The following is an 18,419-nucleotide window of genomic DNA, read 5'->3' as shown; positions in this document are numbered from 1 at the left end:
ACCCTCTTTTGAAATTACACAAGAAGATACATCCTTGCTTCATAAGGACGAAGTGCGTTTTCTGAAACAACGTCCGAATAGTTACTAATTAATAATCTTTTATCCCCTGCAAATTCGCTTGGAAGCTGGAATGGAACAACTTTGCCATAGAAGTTGCACAGGACTAGCAATTTGGTATCACCAAGTGTTCGTGTGTAAGCAAAAAGGTTGGTGTCTTCCGGATACAACAGTTCATAATCCCCATAAATGATCACTTCATGCTCTTTTCGCAGCTGAATCAGTGTTTTATAGTAATGGTAAATGGAATCTGAATCATGTATAGATTCTTCCGCATTAATCTCCGTGTAATTCGGATTTACCAAAATCCATGGTTTGCCTTCCGTAAAACCCGCATTTTCGGAAGCATCCCACTGCATCGGCGTACGTGCGTTATCACGGCCTTTTGCATAAATGGATTCCATCACTTCTTCCTCTGGATACCCATTCTCGACCCGTTCCTTATACAGATTCAGCAACTCAATATCACGGTATTCTTCAATAGGGTAACGTACGTTCGTCATGCCTAACTCTTCACCCTGGTACACATATGGCGTACCTTGCATGCCATGAAGAAGAGTAGCCAGCATTTTGGCAGACTGCACACGATATTCCCCGTCATTTCCCCAACGGGACACGATCCGCGGAAGGTCATGGTTGTTCCAGAACAAGCTGTTCCAGGCTTCTCCTTTCAGTTCGGTCTGCCATTTGGATAACACTTTCTTTAATTGAAGCAGATCCAGCGGCTGGAGATCCCACTTGCCTTTCCCCTCCTGCTCATCCAAGCTAATGTGTTCAAATTGGAAGACCATGGATAGTTCACTGCCGTCCGGGTTGCTATAAAGCTTGGCACTCTCGGGCGTTGCTCCCCAGGTTTCTCCGACGGTTAGCAGATCACCCTTCTGGAATGTCTCTTTACTGAGTTCACGCATATATTCATGCAGATTTGGCCCATTTCCTGTAATTTTGAGGTCAGGCTGCTTGCCAATCAGATCGATAACATCAAGACGGAAACCACCTACGCCTTTATCCATCCACCATTGAATCATATCATATATCTCTTGCCGTACCTTGGGGTTCTCCCAGTTGAGATCCGGTTGTTTAACAGAGAAAAGATGCAGATAATACTGTCCCAACTCGGGGACCCATTCCCAGGCCGATCCACCAAACGTTGAACCTAAATCGTTGGGAGGTGTTCCTTCCACACCATCTCTCCACACATAATAATCGTGGTACGGATTATCCTTGCTTTTCCGGGCTTCCTTGAACCAGGGGTGCTCGTCTGATGAGTGATTAAGCACCAGATCCATGATAATTCGGATGTCCCGCTTGCCTGCTTCCTGAATCAGCAATTCCATATCTTCAAGTGAACCAAACATCGGATCGATATCCTGATAATCGGAAATGTCATACCCGTTGTCATCTTGCGGGGACTTGCACACTGGTGACAGCCAGATCGCACCGATGCCAAGATCCTTCAGATAATCGAGTCGGGATAATACACCTTTCAGATCCCCGATTCCGTCACCATTGCTATCTTGAAAGCTGCGGGGATAAATTTGATATACGACAATTTCTTTCCACCAATTTTTATTTCCCATAACGCACCACCTTTCTCTTGAACCAGATTCTGCTTATCCAATATCCGTTTCATTCACTATTATTCTTTTACCGACCCCACAACAATTCCGGTTACAAAGTATTTTTGCAGCAGCGGATAAATCAGCAGCAGCGGAATGACAGCCACTACGATTTTGGCTGCATTTAGATTTTTGTTCGAAATCTCAGTCAGATTGCTGAGCTGAGCTGAGTTTGTGCCGGATTGCAGAAGTTCAGCAATATTTACGTTAAGAGACTGTATGTAGGTCATTAACGGATAATTGCTGACTTTGGTCATATAGATCAATCCACTAAAGAAATCATTCCATGTGCCCACGATACTGAATAGGGATACAGTCGCCAGCGCCGGAATAGACACGGGCACATACACTTTGAACAGAACCTGCAATGCGTTCGCTCCATCGATAAAAGCCGCTTCTTCAAGCGCTTTAGGTACTGCGGCGAAGAAGTTCATCACAAGGATGACACTGAATATCGGGACAGCACCTGGCAGTACAAGCGACCAAATTGTATTGAGCATATCCAGGTTTTTGATCAACAGATAACTAGGGATCATGCCCCCACTGAACAGCATGGCAAAAATCATGACATTCATATATATATTTCTGCCCTTAAACTCCCTTTTCGATTTGGAGAGCGGGTAAGCCATCAAAACAATAAGAATCATGTTGAGTATAAGGGATAGAGCCACACGTAGAACGGAAATGCCAAAGGATCGCCAGAACTGCGCATCCTCAATAATTTTCGAATAAGCGGCTGTTGTAAACTTGACGGGTAACAGACCTACGGCATTGGCCGAGACGGCCTCACTGCTGCTGAATGAAATCGCAACGATATTCCATAATGGAAGGAGGCAGATCAAAGCCAGCAATATAACGATGGCGTAGATGACAAACCGGCCCATTCGGTCTTTCAGGCTTGCGGAATAAGACACAAGTTTCGCCTCCTTAGAATATTTTTCTATCGGTGTATTTTTTGGCCAATTCGTTGGCGGACAATAATAGAACAATACCGATCACTGACTTGAACAACCCAACAGCCGTACCAAAACTATACTGTCTGCCAACGAGACCAATCCGGTATACATAGGTATCCAGAATATCGCCTGACTCATAGACAACCGGGTTATACAGATTGTAGATTTGATCGAAGCCTGCGCTCAAAATATTGGTCAGACTCATGACCCCCATGAGCAGGATAATAGGCAGCATACCCGGCAATGTAATATGCCATACTTTTCTCCACCAGCTCGCTCCATCTATGCCTGACGCTTCATATAGGCCGGGATCAATCGAGGTAATTGCAGCCAAATAAACGATGGAACTATAACCGAATTCCTTCCATACGTCCGTCCCGATAATTAGCGGTTGGAACCAGGTATTGCTTCCGAGAAAATTAATATTTTCCAAGCCGAAAAAGGCTAAAATCTGATTTACACTTCCATCCAGGCTGAACATGTTAACGACCACGGAGGCCAGAACGACCCAAGACAAAAAGTGAGGCAGATATACAATGGTCTGCACGGATTTTTTAACGAATTTAAAACGGATTTCATTTAATAAAATGGAAAAAATGATGGCCATCAGTGTCCCGAGTAGAATCTTGGCGATGGCAATCACCAACGTATTGCTGATCACTTGGCCGATGTCCGGCAGTTTGAACATATAAATAAAATGCTTGAGTCCAACAAACTCGGAGCCAAACATACCTTTGGCTGGTACATAATCCTGAAACGCCGTAATGACACCAACCATTGGAATGTAGCTGAATACCAGCAAAAATAAAATGCCTGGCAGCATCATCATATGATACATGGCACCCGTGCCCAAGCGGTTTCTTGCTTTATATTTTTCCTGCTTCATGGATGAACCCCTTTCCTGAAGAAAGGCTGCTTAGCGCAGCCTGTCAGCAGTGTTAGCTTAATTATTTTTGGGATGTGGTCTCGGCTTCGATCTCCTGGATCACTTGATCGCCGCCTTGTTTCTTCCAATTGGTGACGAATGTTTCGAAGTAATCCAGCGGTTCTGCACCCGTTATGATTTTGATGAAAGATTCCTGTTCCATCTTGGTCAGGTTAGCCCACGTCTGTTTCATGCTTGGTGTAGTTCCAGAGAACGCTGGCGTCATCCAGTTAAATTTGCCTTCTTGGGTCAACTTATCAATTAGCCCCACTCCGTTCATACGTGAGTGATATTTCGACCAAGCTGTTACATCATCCGTATCCTGGTCTTTCAAGTACGTTTGGATACTGCCAATATTGTTCTTCGATTCTGTTGTACGAACTTGATCCAAACCGATCTCGCCTTTAATTCCACGAACGACGTCGGAGTAATCATCCAGCAGTGAGGTTGCCGAGTTGACTTCGATATTAAAAGGTCTGGTTGAACCGTCTACGCCGCTTTCCAAATACTTGGCTGCCTCTGGCATGGTAGTTGCGACATCTTTGTCATTTGCCAGTTTATCGTAGAACAGATTTATAATTTTAATCGCGAGTTCCGGGTGTTCATATCCTTTTCTCACTACGATAAACTGACCGGATGGATTGGCGTGTGCCACGTTTACCTTGCCGTCTGCATCTTCCAGCGTGTAAGCCGTGAATTTCGCATGTTTATCCATCTGTTTAACACTGCTCAATCCCCAGTCTGGAATGTGCCACGGTCCAAAAGCAATTCCGCTCTGACCGTTTGTGTATAGTGCATTGATATCGTCAAATGTACGGGTTCCAAATTGCGGGTCAATGATACCTCTCTTGAACCAGTCGGCCATAATGCCCAGCATCTGCTTGGTTTCCTCTGTAGTTGAACCATAAACGATGCTGCCGTCTTCACCCTTCATCCAATATTGAGGATACGCCCCTTCGGTTGAAGCAACACCCAGCATGGTGTAGGCAGAACCATTATAGTCCGTCGTATTTAGGGTGTTCACAAAAGGAATGCCCACCGGTTTCCCGGTTTGCCCAGGATCTTTTTTCAGGAACTCTTCTGCTGTTTTCTCTACATCTTCGAGCTTGATGGCACCGTCTCCGTCAGCATCTAGTTTGATTCCCAGCACATCCAGCCAATCTTGACGAACCCAAACCATAGTTGGTGCGGAGTCCAGAGAGGTTGCTGGAAGGCCCATCAGTCGGCCATCAATCGTGGCATTGTCCAGTGCACGGCCATCGTAGGAGTCGTAAACCTGTTTGATGTTATCGGTGGCATATTGTTTGTATACTTCCGTCAGATCTTCAATCAGATCATTATCAACAAGTTCTTTAAGTTCATCCTTGGAATCGACACGCATCATATCGGGCAGTTCCCCGGAAGCGATTGCAAGAGAAACTTGACGACTGTAATCTTCACCGTTAGCCTCAAATTGGTCCTTAATTTGTGCGTTAAACGATTCTTTAACCAGACGGGTATACGCATTGTTCTCATATGTATCTCCAGCCGGTAATTTCGGGTTCGCCGTCGTAACACGCCCCATCGTTACCGTCACTTCGTCTTTATAGGCACTGAACGGATCTCCAGGTGTTACCTCATATTGGCCTGCATCCTCAGCAGTCGGTGGATTGGAGGATCCCCCACAGGCTGCAAGGACGGAAACCATCAATGCGGACATGGACAGCACAGCCAGTCGTTTCGTCAACAGTTTGCTTTTTATTGACCAATTATTTCTCATCAAATTCAACTCCCCTTCGTTCTGATTATTTCTCTATCATGTTGTTTGCGCTTTCATTATAAAACTTGGAGAAGCTTAATCGAGATAGGGATTAAACGCTAGTTTGGATAGAGAAATGTATACAGTTTTCACTCGGATCAACGAGCAACATGGAGGTTGTGAACATTTATCTTACCTACTGACTTACATTTGTCTATCCTCGTTAATAAGGGAAGGTAGCACAGCGAGTGTGGCACAAAGAAAAACCGGCAAACTCCTCAAACAGGAGTCTACCGGCTATGAATGATTGAATTGAGTACAAAAACGTGTGGAATTCAGCGTTGTAAAGGTTAGCTCTTCAGCGTTGATTCTGGGATGCAGTCACTTCAGCAGTTACTTGATCGCCGTCCTGTTCCTTCCACTCCTGTACAAATTGATCGAATGAATCGATCGGTGCAGCGCCTAAAATAATTTTCAAAAACGTATCATGTTCCAATTTGGACAGTTTAACCCACGAGCTCTCCATGGCTGGCGTGCGTTTGTAGGTAAGGCTTCGAACTTTATGAATATTCGGATCAAAGAAGTTTCTTCCACCCACGAGTAATGAATAACCACGCATAAAGTTCTCACTGTGCTGATCCCAATACGAAATGCCAAGTTGATCATAAGGCTTTAGCTTGGTTTGTTTTATCGTCGAAACCGTATTATCCAACAGCTTATATTCGGACTTGTCCTTGAAATCAGCTGGGGATTTGGTTCCGGTCAGAATCTCCTGCACGGCTTTGGATTCAAATCGTGCTTCATCTGCTGGAGCAAAGAAATTGCGGCTCAGCATAAAACTCGTACCATACTTGAACTCATCCCGGAGGTACAGATTGTTTATTTTAATGATCGCTTCCGGATGAGCATACCCTTTGCGAACCACAAGGAAAGAACTTGAGGGATTATCCACCTTCACACGAAATGCTCCATTTGCATCCAGTGGGAGCGCGTAAGCCTGCCAGTTCGCCTTGGGATCATTCAGCCAAGCGCTTGGGAGCGGCCAGTAGCCTGCAAAGAAACCTTGAAAGAACATCCCCGCCTGTCCGCTAATAACAGTTTCCTCTGGCTCTTTGCGAATGCCCAGATCTGGATCAAGGAGACCTTTGGCATACATATTACGAAGCCTTACCAAAGCGTTCTTTGTCTCTGGTAGAATCGAACCGTATGCAGGTTTTCCATCTTTTTCGAGCCAATATCCGGGGAAAGCTCCATAAGCCGAGAAGATCGGTGTTAGATCAAAAGCAAAAGCACTGTTGTTGAAATCGTTAAACAGACTTGTGCTTGAGGCAAGCCCGATCGTATCCCGTTTTCCGTTCCCATCCGGGTCCTGCTCCACAAAGGCCTTCGCGATCGCTTCCAATTCGTCCACCGTTTTCGGTGGTTTCAACCCAAGACGATCCAACCAGTCCTGCCTGATCCAGAGCATGCTGAAGTCTTCCGCCGTCACAGACGGAACAGCCATCATTTTCCCTTCAAAGGTCACTTGTTCCCGTGCCAAACCATTGGTGCTGTCGATAATTTTCTTCATCTCGGGTGAAGCGCTGCTTGCGTATGCCTTGGTTAGATCTTCAATTTCTCCCGCTTTGACCATCTCATTCAACTGAACCTGATTAACGATCATCGCATCTGGCAAATCATTGCTGGCGATAGCCAAATCAATTTTCTGACCGAAATTCTCTTTGGATACCTGCCACATGACTTCAACATCAATGTTAAGGTTTTGTTTAATCGCCGTTTTCCACATGTTCTTTTCTAATGTCTCTCCTTCAGAGAGATCCGTACCAGTTGGGTCGACCACATATCCCAACCGGATGGAAACGGGATGTTCATATTTGCCAAATGGATCGGTGGAGGCTGTGTCAGGTATAGATGTTGTTGGTCCAATAGGCGATTCCCGAAAGTAAGAAATACTGAAAAATACGATACCTGCAATCAAGCTGACGACAACAACACACGCAGCCATCTTCTTGATCATTGCTTTCCCTTCTTTCACCGGATTGTCAGTCGGTTATGTGGAGCGTACACTATTTGTCCGCTCTGCCTAATTGTCGATATTCACTAGGCAGCACGCCTGTCAGTTCGCGAAAGATTCGGCTGAAATATTTCTCATCCGTATAACCCACCCGCTCTGCAATCCAGAAAATCGTGTTGTTTGTGTTCAATAAATACTCTTTCGACTTCTCCATTCGGATATATCGGGAGTAATCATTAAAGGTTTTTCCCATGATGTCCTTGAAGCATTGGCTGAAATAACTTCGACTAATGTTGAGTTGCTGGGACAGCCCTGAAGCTGTAAAAGCCTGATCCAAATCATTTTGCATAATCATCACGGCTTTTTTCACACCATCTATCATTTCCTGAGAATACGAAGTCTGTTCATCCGCCTTTCGAATACTCTCAGAGGTCTGCTTGATCCACTGTTCCACTTCGTACCAGGATTGAAAAGAATGGATCATTGAGATTCTGCCCAGCGTAGTCTGGGCAAAAAGATGGTTCCACTCCATGACAAGGGAATACAGTAATCCCATCAATTGCCCTTTTTGCAGCCTTAGGGATTTAAACTCTTCAACAAGCTGGTTATAAAAATTGTCGTTATGCGTCCACGGAGATAGAAACCAACTTCGCTTAATTCGATCCATGTCCTCATCCTGAGGTTCTGTTGGAGAAGTGTCTTGTTCATTCAAGGAAACGGCAATAACCGGATCTTGGGGTTCATACGCATAAAATAAGGACGTTTCTGTATAGTTTATAATCCAGTTTTGAATTTGCGACCATGTCCGTTCTTGAACATCAGACAATACCAGTAGGGCTCCTTGGGGAATTTGATCCAAGTATCCCTTCAATCTATCGAATAGCTGATCCTCTCCATCCAGGAATGCCGCCCACATCCAGCTGTTCCGTTCCACTTCAAATAGGACCTCGTCTACATTGGATTCGAGTCCAATGGGCCAATTCTGGCCGGACTTTCGGTCCAGTGAAACCAGAGCATACACTTTACGGTAATGGATATTGGTTTCACCAAGCTGCGGCAGCTTTCGTCTTGTATTCGCGAGCTCACCAATCCGGGTATGTATTCGATTCAGCACATGTTCGAACTGCTCCTTCTCGAGCTGAACTTTGGCTATATAATCGATCGCTCCCAGCCTAAGCGCCTCTTGGATATAATCAAAATCCTGATGAAGGGTAAGCACGACAATATGAAGCTCGGGGTAGAGCTGCCTTGCAGCGCGCATCAGTTCAATGCCAGACATCACCGGCATCGCCAGATCCGTTAACATCAGATCTACCGAGTTGGATTCCAGAAAATCCAATGCCTTAGCCCCGTTACTTGCTTCTCCAACTACCTCCATGCCGAACTCGTTCCACGGCATCGCGGAGCTTATTCCTTTTCGTACCAATTTATCGTCATCCACAATCAATACCTTAATCATGCCGAGATATCTTCTCCTTTGATCGGAAGTATAAGCAATATGCTTGTCCCTGTTCCCAATTCACTCTCAATCACCAGTTGAGCTTGATCCCCGTATTGTGCTTTTAACATGCGGTGAACGTAATTGAGCCCAATGCCCATCCCTACTTTTTGATGTTCAGCTACACGGTTGTTCAGAAGTCTTTCAATCGCTTCCTCCGTCATGCCTGCTCCGTTATCCTGAATCATAATGTTTAGCGTTTCTTTGCGTGTAACTTCAATTTGAATAAAACCTTCGTCGCTCAGTCCGTGATAAAGTGAATTTTCAACCAACGGCTGTAGTATAAAACGAGGTACAGGTATTTGAAGCACTTGCTCATCAGCGGAAATACGCACATCAAATTCAAAATCATAGCGGATTTGCTGCAGGGTCAAGTACTGTCTAAGCGCATCAATCTCTTCTTCCATTGTGGAAACCTGTCCCAATTTACCTAAATTGTAATACAACAGCTTATTCAGGGACTGCACCAGCTTGTCAATCTCCCCTTGTCCATTCATTACCGCCAGCCAGTGCACCGTATCCAGTGTATTCATCAAAAAATGAGGATTAATCTGATACAACAGCTTCTCTACTTCAAGGTCTGCACGAATTTTCTCTTTCTGCTGCACCTCTTTAAAGAGGTCACCGATTTGATGCTGCATATTCGAGAATTCGCCTAACAGAAAATCAAATTCGGGAATTTGCGTGCGTGTCTGACTGCCTGTCGTTTGTGGATTTTGAGACATTCCGTTGATTTGCGAATGAAACAGACCGAGGGGTTTATAAACCATCTTCCACAGCAGCCAAGCCAGAAATACCGTAAAGCCAAGGAAAAATAAAGCGACCAGTAATATTTGAAGCAACCATTGGTTTTTCTCTTGTTGATACTTGGCCTGAGAGATCACCGACACAACGCTCCAGTTCTGAGTGGAATCCTGTCTGAACCAATGATGACCGCGAGCTATACCGTCCGATGCTGCACCATTCGATAAGCTGGAAAAATTCTCACCGACTTTCATCGCTTCAGGGATCTCACTGTACACAATGTTTCCCTCTCCATCGAGGATCAGATGGGATAAATCTCCCTTGTACTGATTGTAACCCAATATATCCTGCGCAAGGTGAAAACCGGATTCAACGTAAATATAAGCATCGTCCCTCTGGGGTAATTTTACCTTCCGCATGGCGGATAAGACGAGTTGATCATCAAACCGGTTCATACTGACATGAGGACCATAGTAGGTGATCCCATATGCTTTGGAGAGCACAGGCAAAGATTCGGGTGAAAAACGGTCCTTTATGGGAAAGTTTCCGAACTGTGTGGAGCCATCCTTCTGAAAATAATACAATGTCAAACCTATATTCGGGTTGGTAAACGTTACGACATTTAATTCGCTCTTTAATTCATCCCGCGTTTCAATCAATTCAAATATATTGGAGGATGGTTTCAACACCTCATCCAACTTTTTACCTAATGTACCACTGTAAGACAATTGCTGAGTAACATGATTCAGGTTGGTGATCGAATTCTCCAGTGAGGAAGTCACCTGCTGTAAATTGCTCCGAATGCCATCATCGATCTTGTTCGCAAAAATGGAATCAATGGTGTAGTAGGAAATTGCAAATATACTAATGAAGGGAATAAACGCACTGAGAAAAAACAGCAAAAAGATCCTTTTTTTAAGTGTCATTCCAACCTATTCTCCTTAACTTCATCCATTCTATGTTGAATGCATAACTCCATAATTATAGATTGATAATTCTATATGTCAAACGCTTTCAAATTGTAATCATGACAAAAAGACTCTGCCAGCGGAATGCCAGCAGAGTTGTTCATAAGGTAAAGGAATTAAACCAGGAACGCTTTAGAGATGATGACCAACAAGATGAACAGAACAAGGATTGCACCGATGGATGTGAAACCACCGTATCCACCAAGACCTCCAACATTTCCATATCCTACTTCACTCATGTAATCTCCTCCTCTTTTGTGTTATGTCATAAGGTATTCAAATCGTTGTGTATTGACAAGGCTTTTGAGCCAATCATCAAAAAAAGGGCTCTATCCGCTTATGCAGCAGACAGAAACCCCCATCACACACTCATCATTGTCTTCTGACAGTTACTTCAGTTTCATTAAAGAATTCAAGTGCAGAATAGTACCATTTTGGTTTGGGCTGTAACTCGCCATCCACATAGACATCGACTTGCTCATTATAAAACGACATCAATCCAGCAATCTTTGGAATTTCAGGAATTGGATTTAGATAGCTCCACACGATATTCTCATAGGTCTGTCCATTGAGAACAGCCGTCCAGTAGGATGCATCACCTTTATAAGGGCAGGATGTCTGCTTGTCATTTGCGGTGAGCACATTCTGATCCACGTCTTCAATCGGAAGATAATAGCGAACGGGGACGCCCGTTTCAAATACAATCATCGGGCGGCGGCTATCTGCAAGCTTGATGTCATCTAGAACGATCTGAACATGGCGGGAACTTTGGATCGCATCAACTCGCTTGTATGGGTCACGCGGGTGGACGAAGATCTGCTCTTCTTCTTCATACCAGGCGTCCACCTTGTTCCAATAGAAAGCCACAAAACCTTTGATCGACTCGATGTCCTTAAGTGGATTCTCATAACCCCAGACTGCATTTTCAGAAATACGCTCACCCACTTGAATGGTCCAGTAAGAAGCATCCCCTTTAATAGGGCAGTGGGTCTGCAACTCGGTCTTCACCAGAAATTGTTGCGACACATCTACTTGTGGAAAATAATATACCGGTAGCTTGCCGCGCTCATGAAGTGTAATAACACGTGTGCTGTCCGCAATAGTCTCACCAGCAAACGTGATGTGAACCCGGCGCGGATTTAGATCTGCCTTCAACATTAGTTTATCTTCCTGACGCAGAGAGCAGGCAATAGATGAATCCAGATGATTTACCATTTCACTTTACCCCCCATCCTAAATTGCGGTAAGGAAGGCGATCATCAGCAGATAGGGACCACTTTACCCCATCCACATAGAGCGCATCCACTGACTCATGGTAAAAGCATAACAGTCCTTCAACTTCATGAACTTCTGGTAATGGGTCCTGATAGCTCCAAACAAGATTATTGTATTCTCTTTCATTAACTAAAGCAGTCCAATAGCTGGCTATCCCTTTATAAGGGCAAGTTGTAGTTAAATCAACGGGCTTCAACAAATCAAGGCGCACATCCTCCTGATGAAGATAATAACGCGGGGTCAATCCTGTCTCAAAGAGAATCACAGGTCGCTTGCTATCAGCAACAATTACTCCATCTAACTCGATTTGAACATGACGTGAGGCTGGAATCGCATCCACCCTGGAATACGGGTCCCGCGCATGAACGAATATTTCTTCCTCTTCTTCATACCAGGCATCTACTTTATTCCATGAAAAAGAATAATGATTCTGCAAATAGACCTCTTCCTGTTGCACACCCGAATAGTTCCATACCGCATTCTCTACCGTACGTCCACCGCTGCTAATATGCCAAAACAATTGATTTCCTTTATACGGATCATTCACCAGCTTTTCTGAAGGTATGAATACGTCAAGGTTCACATCTTTCTTCGGAAAATAATAAACGGGGAGTCTGCCTGTTTCGGTAACAACGAGAACTTCCTTGCTGTCTGCGATAAACTGCCCGTCAAATTTTACGCGAATCCACTTTGGACTGACCTCCGCACGAATTTGCCAGCCCTCATGGGAATGGTCCCGTAAAGACCACTGGGGATCAACATGTGCCATTGTAACTTCCTCCTCTTTCCATCATTATTGAGAGAATTAATTCATCTTCCCACGAACTGCTTTCAGCCATTTCCCTTCCTTAAGCAGAAGGTAAGCACGCTCTATATCTATGGTTTGATTACGGTCTTCTGACAAAAAAGGAACCTCGGAACGCAACAGTTCATAACCTGCTCTTGTCCCCTCACCCAGAGTCATATCCATACGCAGATCAATAGCTTGAGCAGCATGGAGCGCTTCAATCGCCAAAATATAAGTAACACGATCAACAATCTCTCTTACCTTGCTTACAACGTAAGGAGAATTGGCTGCATGATCCTCCATGTCTCCCGCCAGTGAGAAATAATCAGATGAAACCGGATTACTCAAATGACGAATTTCTGCATCCAGTGAGGTTGCTGTTTTCTGAACCGTGCAGAAACCGACGGAGCTGCTCGAATCAGCAGTTAAGAAACGGCTTAACCCTGTAAAGTCCGGGTCACCCAGCTTGATCATGCGATAGCATGAACTTTTGGATACATGATGCAGCGCACTTCCAAGCATCTCGAAGCCTAATGTCCATGTTATGGGATCATAATTGGCGCAGGACAAGATTCTCCGCTCTTCCGTCAGCACACAGGGGTTATCGTCCGAGCTATTGAGATGAACTTCAAGCTGCTGGCGCGCATAGGCATAAGCATCTCTTGCCGCACCATGAATCTGGCAAGCGTCACGGAAGCTCAGCGGGTCTTGCAGCGAATCAGGATTAAAACCATTCCAGAGTCCGCTGCCACGCAGACTACGCCGGACCATGGCCAGGCTCTTTAACTGCCCTGGAAAAGGACGCTTGAGATGAACCGCTTCATCCAACGGACTAATATTTCCCCGGATGGCTTCCAAAGACAGCGCGTATACAGAGTCTGCGGTATCCAGTAATTCTTGGATGTCGAAGAGCGCCAGTGCTCCGTTTCCGGCTGAGAGAGCATTGGAACTTACGATAGCCAGACCGTCCTTGGGGCCAAGGCGCAGGGGTTCCAAACTCATTACCATTAATGCATCGCTCGCTGGTATCCGATTGCCTGCCATGTTCACTTCACCTTTACCAATCATGGCCAGACCGATATGCGAAATCGAGGTAATATCCGCCGCACCCACAGATCCGCGAAGCGGTAGAACCGGGTGAATACCCATATTGAGAAAATCTGCATAACGTTTGGCAATATCGGGCTGAGCACCGGTAGCTCCTGCAAGCAGGCTATTTAACCGGGCAAGCATCACAGCACGAACGACATCTTCTGTAGCCTCCGGCTTCACCCCAGCACTGTGAGATAACAATAAATTCCGGTTATAATCTTCAAAATAATCATCTCCGATGACCTTGTCCTTATTCCAGCCTACTCCACGATTCAGTCCATAGACAGGAACGCCTTCTGCAGCTAGTTCATAAATTACTTTACGTGCAGAGACTAGTCGTTCCCAGGCTTCATCTGCAATCACTACGGATCTCCGCGAACGAGCCACACTCTCCACATCCTCAATGGTCATGCGGCTTCCGTCCAATACAATTTGGTTAGAGCTGAGCAAGAGAATGCTCTCCTCAAGCATAGATTGTTTTCTCCTTGTCAAAAGCATAGCTCTGCAAATCGATGCCCAGCATTTCTTCCACCTCGGGATATACGGTGGGGTCCTTTACACTGGAACTCAGTGGTACCTTGGATTTATCAATGGCGAAGACCGCTATTTCCATACCCTCTTCAACATCTCCTACACTCACAGGCAGACCCTTCTTCAGGTCAAACGTAGTAATTACGTCCGGGAACGTGGTCAGGCGTGTACCTTCATCGTCCTCAACAGCCATATATTCATTCATCACATGAAGTGTAAGCCTACGGTTGGGGATGGATACTTCGATCGTACCCACATCGAAAGCACCTGAATAATGAACATTTTTTGTCGTCACCGTCCCTCTGCCGAGGATTCTTCCATTGGTCTTGTGTACCACGGCCTCTAGCACCGCTTCCGGACCATCCGGCTCTGCCTCCATAATGACACGGCCCAACTCAATCGCTATCGAGATGCCACCGATCGCAGCGTGCTTCTTAATATGTTTGATCGGGAGCGGGTGCCGTGCGGCAGCAATAAACCCACCCGCCATGTCCGAAGCAGTACGCAGTATATTGGAGGTCCGTGCCGGAGTTCCCTTAACCACAAGTTCCATGTAGCTGCCAATCTCTGGTTTGCCGCCAGCCACTGCTTGTATCGTCTCGTAATCAATAGAAGACGCGAGGCCAAGTGAGCCCATCTTGCCTGTCGGATGTGCGCGGATATCTCCAGTAGCATCAATAACAGCAAGACCAAGGGCTGCTGCCGGCAGCCAACCGTTAATGGTGCTGGACATGCCATTCTGCGGAGTCATAACCCCGGCTATTTTGCCATCATAGTTTTCAATGATTAGCTGTACAGCCTTAATGTAGTCCTTTCCAAGCATTTGCCAGTCTCGTCCGGCAGGTGCCCCAATTGCGGTACATGTCAATATAATGGCGTCATCCGGCAGTTCATCTACCGACAGGAGCTTCGGTCGTCCGATGCTCAGTGCCGCGTGCCCGATCTCCAGTCCATGATCCACCCAGCCTCCGCCGCCGCTGGCAAATACAGAGCCGCCTTTGACAGCAGCGTTTACATCATTTCTTGTTAATTCCCGCATAAAATCTCCTCCTAGATGAAAATTTCGTTGAACCATTTCCCGATGTTATTTTACAGTGGATGAAATGGTTTCATATTGATGGGTATCAATTCGGGCAATCCCCTTTGTTTTAACCTCGGCCAACGATTGCTCATAACCGGCATCCGCATATCGGAGTACGCCAAGACCAGTATCATTGTCAAGCGCTGTACGAAGACGTGCATCACTTGCCTCTGATCCGTCGGCTACAATGGTGACTCCCGCACTTGTCATATAACCAGAGTAGCCCCCTCCGCCGGAATGAATCGCCACCAGATCAGCCATGGATGCACAATTGAGCATGGCATTCAACAACGGCCAGTCCGAAATCGCATCGCTTCCGTCTTTCATTCGCTCGGTCATAATGTTGGGATGAGCCATAGCTGCTGCATCCAGATGATCTCGGGAGAAGGCGACTGGTCCTGCAAGTTTTCCTTCTCGAACCAATTGGTTAACCGCGAGTGCCAGCTTGCTGCGGTCTTTATGCCCAAACCAGCCTATACGGGCCGGCAATCCCTCAAACGGCACATACGTATTCGCGAGTTTGATCCAATTGGATACGATGTCATTATCACTAAATTCTTTCAGGATATAATCGTCAATGATTCGTATATCCTCTGCCTCGCCGCTAAGAGCGATCCAGCGGAAAGGACCGATAGCCCGCGCAAAAAGGGGACGAAGAAAAGCTTCCGTAAATATATCGATCTCAAAAGCATTCGTAACTCCATATTGCACTGCTTGTGAACGGATATTGTTACCATTGTCAAAAACAACCGCGCCCCGTTGTTTGAATTCCAACATCGCCTTTACTTCATTCGCAATTGAAGCTCCGGCAGCGGCTTGAAGCTCCGTCGGATGTTCTCGTCGTGCCACACCAGCGGATGCAGGTGAGTATCCGCTTGGAATATAGCCGTATAACAAATCATGTGCAGATGTTTGGTCAGTCACAATATCCGGCTGGACACCCCTCCGAAGCAGTTCTGGATAAACATCCGCAGCATTTCCGAGCAGTCCAACGGACAGGCTTGTGCCGCTGCTTACAGCTTCATTAATCCATAGTAATGCTTCATCCAGGCTATCTGTCTTTCGCTGTAAATAACCGGCAGCGATTCGTTTGTCTATTCTCTCCTCCGCAACCTCTACACAAAGGATTGCCGCATTAGCCATATAACCTGCTAAAGGCTGCGCGCCCCCCATACCGCCCAATCCAGCGGTTAGAATGAAACGTCCTCGCAAATCGCCGCCGAAGTGCAGCCTTGCGATACTTTGGAAGATTTCATAGGTTCCCTGTATGACACCCTGTGATCCGATGTATTGCCAAGCAGCCGCAGTAAGGCCGCCCCAAATGATCAGTCCTTTATCTTGCAACTCATAGAAATTCTCACTGGTTGCCCATCGGCCGACCAGATTGCAGTTAGCCATTACGACAAGTGGTGCTTGCCGATGGGTTCTGAATACACCAATCGGTTTGCCTGACTGAATGACCAGTGTTTCGTCTTCCTCCAATTGCTTTAGGGTATCGACAATTGCCAGATAGGAAGGCCAGTTACGGGCGGCCTTTCCAAGGGAGGCATAGACGATCAGCTCCTTCTGGTTCTCACCGTTCTCGAGCACGTTCTCCAGCATGCGCAGTAGTGCTTCCTGACGCCAGCCTTTGCATCGCAGCACGCCGCCTCGTTCGGCAACAATCTTTTTCACAGTCACTCCTCGCTTTCCGTCTCCTGCTAAATCATCACATTAGAGCTATTTGTACTTCCTCGTTGAGTTATCTTTCTGCCGTTCCTAAAGTAATCTTTTCTTGTGAATAGCGGTTCTCTGGTTTGCTGAGTCCAAAATGGTCCCTCAGTGTAGTGCCTTCATATTCTAGGCGCAACAAACCTCTACGCTGAAGAATGGGCACTACCTCTGCTACAAAATCATCCAGAGCACCAGGAAGGTGAGTAAAGGCAATATTGAATCCATCCGCAGCACCATTGTTGAACCATTCCTCAATATGATCGGCAATCTGCTCGGGAGTTCCGGCAAAAGCCCGTTTGCTTACAATCCGTTTGGCAAGCTGAATCAGCGTCAAATCTTCTTCCTTGAGGATACGTCGGATACGTTGTAAACCACTTTTACTCTGGTTAAAGCCTTCTACTTCAGGTAGAAAAGGCAGCGGTTCATGCAGCGGATAGCCGGAAACGTCTACCCCGATGTAATGTGATAGCAAGTCCAAAGCCAGTCGGTCTGGAGTAAGATTCTCCACAATAGCAAGCTGCTCTGCTGCCTCTTCCGCAGTAGCACCAATAATGGGCATCAAGGCAGGCAATATCTTGATCTCATCGGGAGAACGTCCATATTTGGAAAGCCTTCCCTTGATGTCTTCATACAGCGCTTTCCCTTCTGCGAATGTGCCACCAGGGGCAAATACAATTTCGGCCGTTGCCGCGGCTACCTCTTTACCGGCTTCCGAAGCTCCGGCTTGGATCAAAACAGGATACCCTTGTGGTGGACGGGAGATATTAAGGGGTCCTTTTATTTTAAAATGAGTACCTTCGTAATCCAGATTGTGCAGCTTGTTCTTGTCTGCAAAGTACCCATTTTCCTTGTCGAACAGCAGTGCATCCTCTTCCCAACTGTCCCAAAGTCCTTGCGTTGCCTCTACAAATTCTTTCGCACGTTCATATCGCAGCTCATGCTGCAGATGGCGTTCCTTACCGAAGTTCCGGGCCTCTTCGTCCGTCTGAGACGTCACAATATTCCACGCGGCTCGCCCGCCACTGAAATGATCCAGCGTCGCCAGCTTCCGGGCAATATGATACGGATCGTTATAGGTCGTCGAGATGGTCGCCGCCAAACCAATATGAGACGTTACCGCCGCCAAAGCGGAAAGCAGTGTGAACGGCTCCGGCCGAATGCTATTGGCATGGCTAATACCGGATTCGAATCGATCCCAGACGTACAGTTCATCGGCGTAGAAGAACATGTCGAATCTTCCACGTTCCGCCGTCTGCGCAATTCTTTTGTAATAATTGAAATCAAGGAGTCCCTCTGCTTCAGACCCGGGATGTCTCCAACTTGAAATATGCTCACCCGCCGGAAAAAACATCATTGCCCCCAGCGCAAGCTGCCGTTTATCATTACTCACAATGCGTCACCCTCTCTTATTAACTCGTTGT

At 46.2% G+C, this 18,419-nt stretch carries 14 protein-coding genes; all 14 read right to left on the bottom strand.

All coding sequences use genetic code 11. The features are described 5' to 3' along the window. Positions 1-14 precede the first annotated feature (14 nt). The gene (locus AC4PM4_RS02490; RefSeq protein WP_491612654.1) at positions 15-1,637 is read right to left on the bottom strand and encodes a glycoside hydrolase family 13 protein; all 1,623 of its coding nucleotides are present in this window, start codon (positions 1,635-1,637) and stop codon (positions 15-17) included. Positions 1,638-1,696: 59 nt separating this feature from the next. Continuing rightward, positions 1,697-2,590: a carbohydrate ABC transporter permease gene (locus tag AC4PM4_RS02485; protein ID WP_079697595.1), complete on the bottom strand. Its 894-nt coding sequence runs from the start codon at positions 2,588-2,590 to the stop codon at positions 1,697-1,699. Positions 2,591-2,603: 13 nt separating this feature from the next. Beyond that, positions 2,604-3,518, bottom strand: coding sequence for an ABC transporter permease (locus tag AC4PM4_RS02480; RefSeq protein ID WP_063565144.1), 915 nt, complete (start codon positions 3,516-3,518; stop codon positions 2,604-2,606). Positions 3,519-3,579: 61 nt separating this feature from the next. Then, positions 3,580-5,316: an extracellular solute-binding protein gene (locus tag AC4PM4_RS02475; RefSeq protein WP_079697596.1), complete on the bottom strand. Its 1,737-nt coding sequence runs from the start codon at positions 5,314-5,316 to the stop codon at positions 3,580-3,582. 337 nt (positions 5,317-5,653) lie between these two features. Next, a complete protein-coding gene (locus tag AC4PM4_RS02470; RefSeq protein ID WP_491612651.1) occupies positions 5,654-7,312 on the bottom strand; it encodes an extracellular solute-binding protein in 1,659 nt (552 codons plus the stop codon). A 49-nt stretch (positions 7,313-7,361) separates the two neighbouring features. Then, a complete protein-coding gene (locus AC4PM4_RS02465; protein ID WP_491612649.1) occupies positions 7,362-8,768 on the bottom strand; it encodes a response regulator transcription factor in 1,407 nt (468 codons plus the stop codon). Then, on the bottom strand, positions 8,765-10,477 hold the full coding sequence (locus tag AC4PM4_RS02460) for a sensor histidine kinase (RefSeq protein ID WP_491612647.1): 1,713 nt from the start codon (positions 10,475-10,477) through the stop codon (positions 8,765-8,767). The genes AC4PM4_RS02465 and AC4PM4_RS02460 overlap by 4 nt, the downstream gene beginning before the upstream one ends. Before the next feature lie 158 nt (positions 10,478-10,635). After that, complete coding sequence (locus AC4PM4_RS02455; RefSeq protein WP_079697598.1) at positions 10,636-10,758, bottom strand: sporulation protein YjcZ; 123 nt, start codon at positions 10,756-10,758, stop codon at positions 10,636-10,638. A 133-nt stretch (positions 10,759-10,891) separates the two neighbouring features. Continuing rightward, positions 10,892-11,734, bottom strand: coding sequence for a DUF427 domain-containing protein (locus tag AC4PM4_RS02450; protein ID WP_491612645.1), 843 nt, complete (start codon positions 11,732-11,734; stop codon positions 10,892-10,894). A 1-nt stretch (position 11,735) separates the two neighbouring features. Then, complete coding sequence (locus AC4PM4_RS02445; protein WP_491612644.1) at positions 11,736-12,563, bottom strand: DUF427 domain-containing protein; 828 nt, start codon at positions 12,561-12,563, stop codon at positions 11,736-11,738. A gap of 36 nt (positions 12,564-12,599) precedes the next feature. Continuing rightward, a complete protein-coding gene (locus AC4PM4_RS02440) occupies positions 12,600-14,144 on the bottom strand; it encodes an HAL/PAL/TAL family ammonia-lyase (RefSeq protein ID WP_090806142.1) in 1,545 nt (514 codons plus the stop codon). After that, entirely contained in the window at positions 14,137-15,243 is a 1,107-nt protein-coding gene (gene ertC / locus AC4PM4_RS02435) for a thiohydantoin desulfurase (RefSeq protein ID WP_491612643.1), read from the bottom strand. The genes AC4PM4_RS02440 and ertC overlap by 8 nt, the downstream gene beginning before the upstream one ends. Positions 15,244-15,288: 45 nt before the next feature. After that, on the bottom strand, positions 15,289-16,959 hold the full coding sequence (ertB, locus tag AC4PM4_RS02430) for a thiourocanate hydratase (RefSeq protein ID WP_205412014.1): 1,671 nt from the start codon (positions 16,957-16,959) through the stop codon (positions 15,289-15,291). A 67-nt stretch (positions 16,960-17,026) separates the two neighbouring features. After that, on the bottom strand, positions 17,027-18,388 hold the full coding sequence (locus AC4PM4_RS02425; RefSeq protein ID WP_491612642.1) for an LLM class flavin-dependent oxidoreductase: 1,362 nt from the start codon (positions 18,386-18,388) through the stop codon (positions 17,027-17,029). Between the last annotated feature and the right edge of the window lie 31 nt (positions 18,389-18,419).

The sequence above is a fragment of the Paenibacillus sp. MDV22-iso6 genome (assembly GCF_058408365.1).
This window is presented reverse-complemented; position numbering and strand designations above follow the sequence as displayed.

Bases quoted from the DNA above. Each gene is read 5' to 3' on its own strand.
- AC4PM4_RS02440 (WP_090806142.1), bottom strand. From the start codon at position 14,144: ATGCTTGAGGAGAGCATTCTCTTGCTCAGCTCTAACCAAATTGTATTG.
- AC4PM4_RS02490 (WP_491612654.1), bottom strand. From the start codon at position 1,637: ATGGGAAATAAAAATTGGTGGAAAGAAATTGTCGTATATCAAATTTAT.
- ertC (WP_491612643.1), bottom strand. From the start codon at position 15,243: ATGCGGGAATTAACAAGAAATGATGTAAACGCTGCTGTCAAAGGCGGC.
- AC4PM4_RS02445 (WP_491612644.1), bottom strand. From the start codon at position 12,563: ATGGCACATGTTGATCCCCAGTGGTCTTTACGGGACCATTCCCATGAG.
- AC4PM4_RS02460 (WP_491612647.1), bottom strand. From the start codon at position 10,477: ATGACACTTAAAAAAAGGATCTTTTTGCTGTTTTTTCTCAGTGCGTTT.
- AC4PM4_RS02470 (WP_491612651.1), bottom strand. From the start codon at position 7,312: ATGATCAAGAAGATGGCTGCGTGTGTTGTTGTCGTCAGCTTGATTGCA.
- AC4PM4_RS02450 (WP_491612645.1), bottom strand. From the start codon at position 11,734: ATGGTAAATCATCTGGATTCATCTATTGCCTGCTCTCTGCGTCAGGAA.
- AC4PM4_RS02475 (WP_079697596.1), bottom strand. From the start codon at position 5,316: ATGAGAAATAATTGGTCAATAAAAAGCAAACTGTTGACGAAACGACTG.
- AC4PM4_RS02455 (WP_079697598.1), bottom strand. From the start codon at position 10,758: ATGAGTGAAGTAGGATATGGAAATGTTGGAGGTCTTGGTGGATACGGT.
- AC4PM4_RS02465 (WP_491612649.1), bottom strand. From the start codon at position 8,768: ATGATTAAGGTATTGATTGTGGATGACGATAAATTGGTACGAAAAGGA.
- AC4PM4_RS02480 (WP_063565144.1), bottom strand. From the start codon at position 3,518: ATGAAGCAGGAAAAATATAAAGCAAGAAACCGCTTGGGCACGGGTGCC.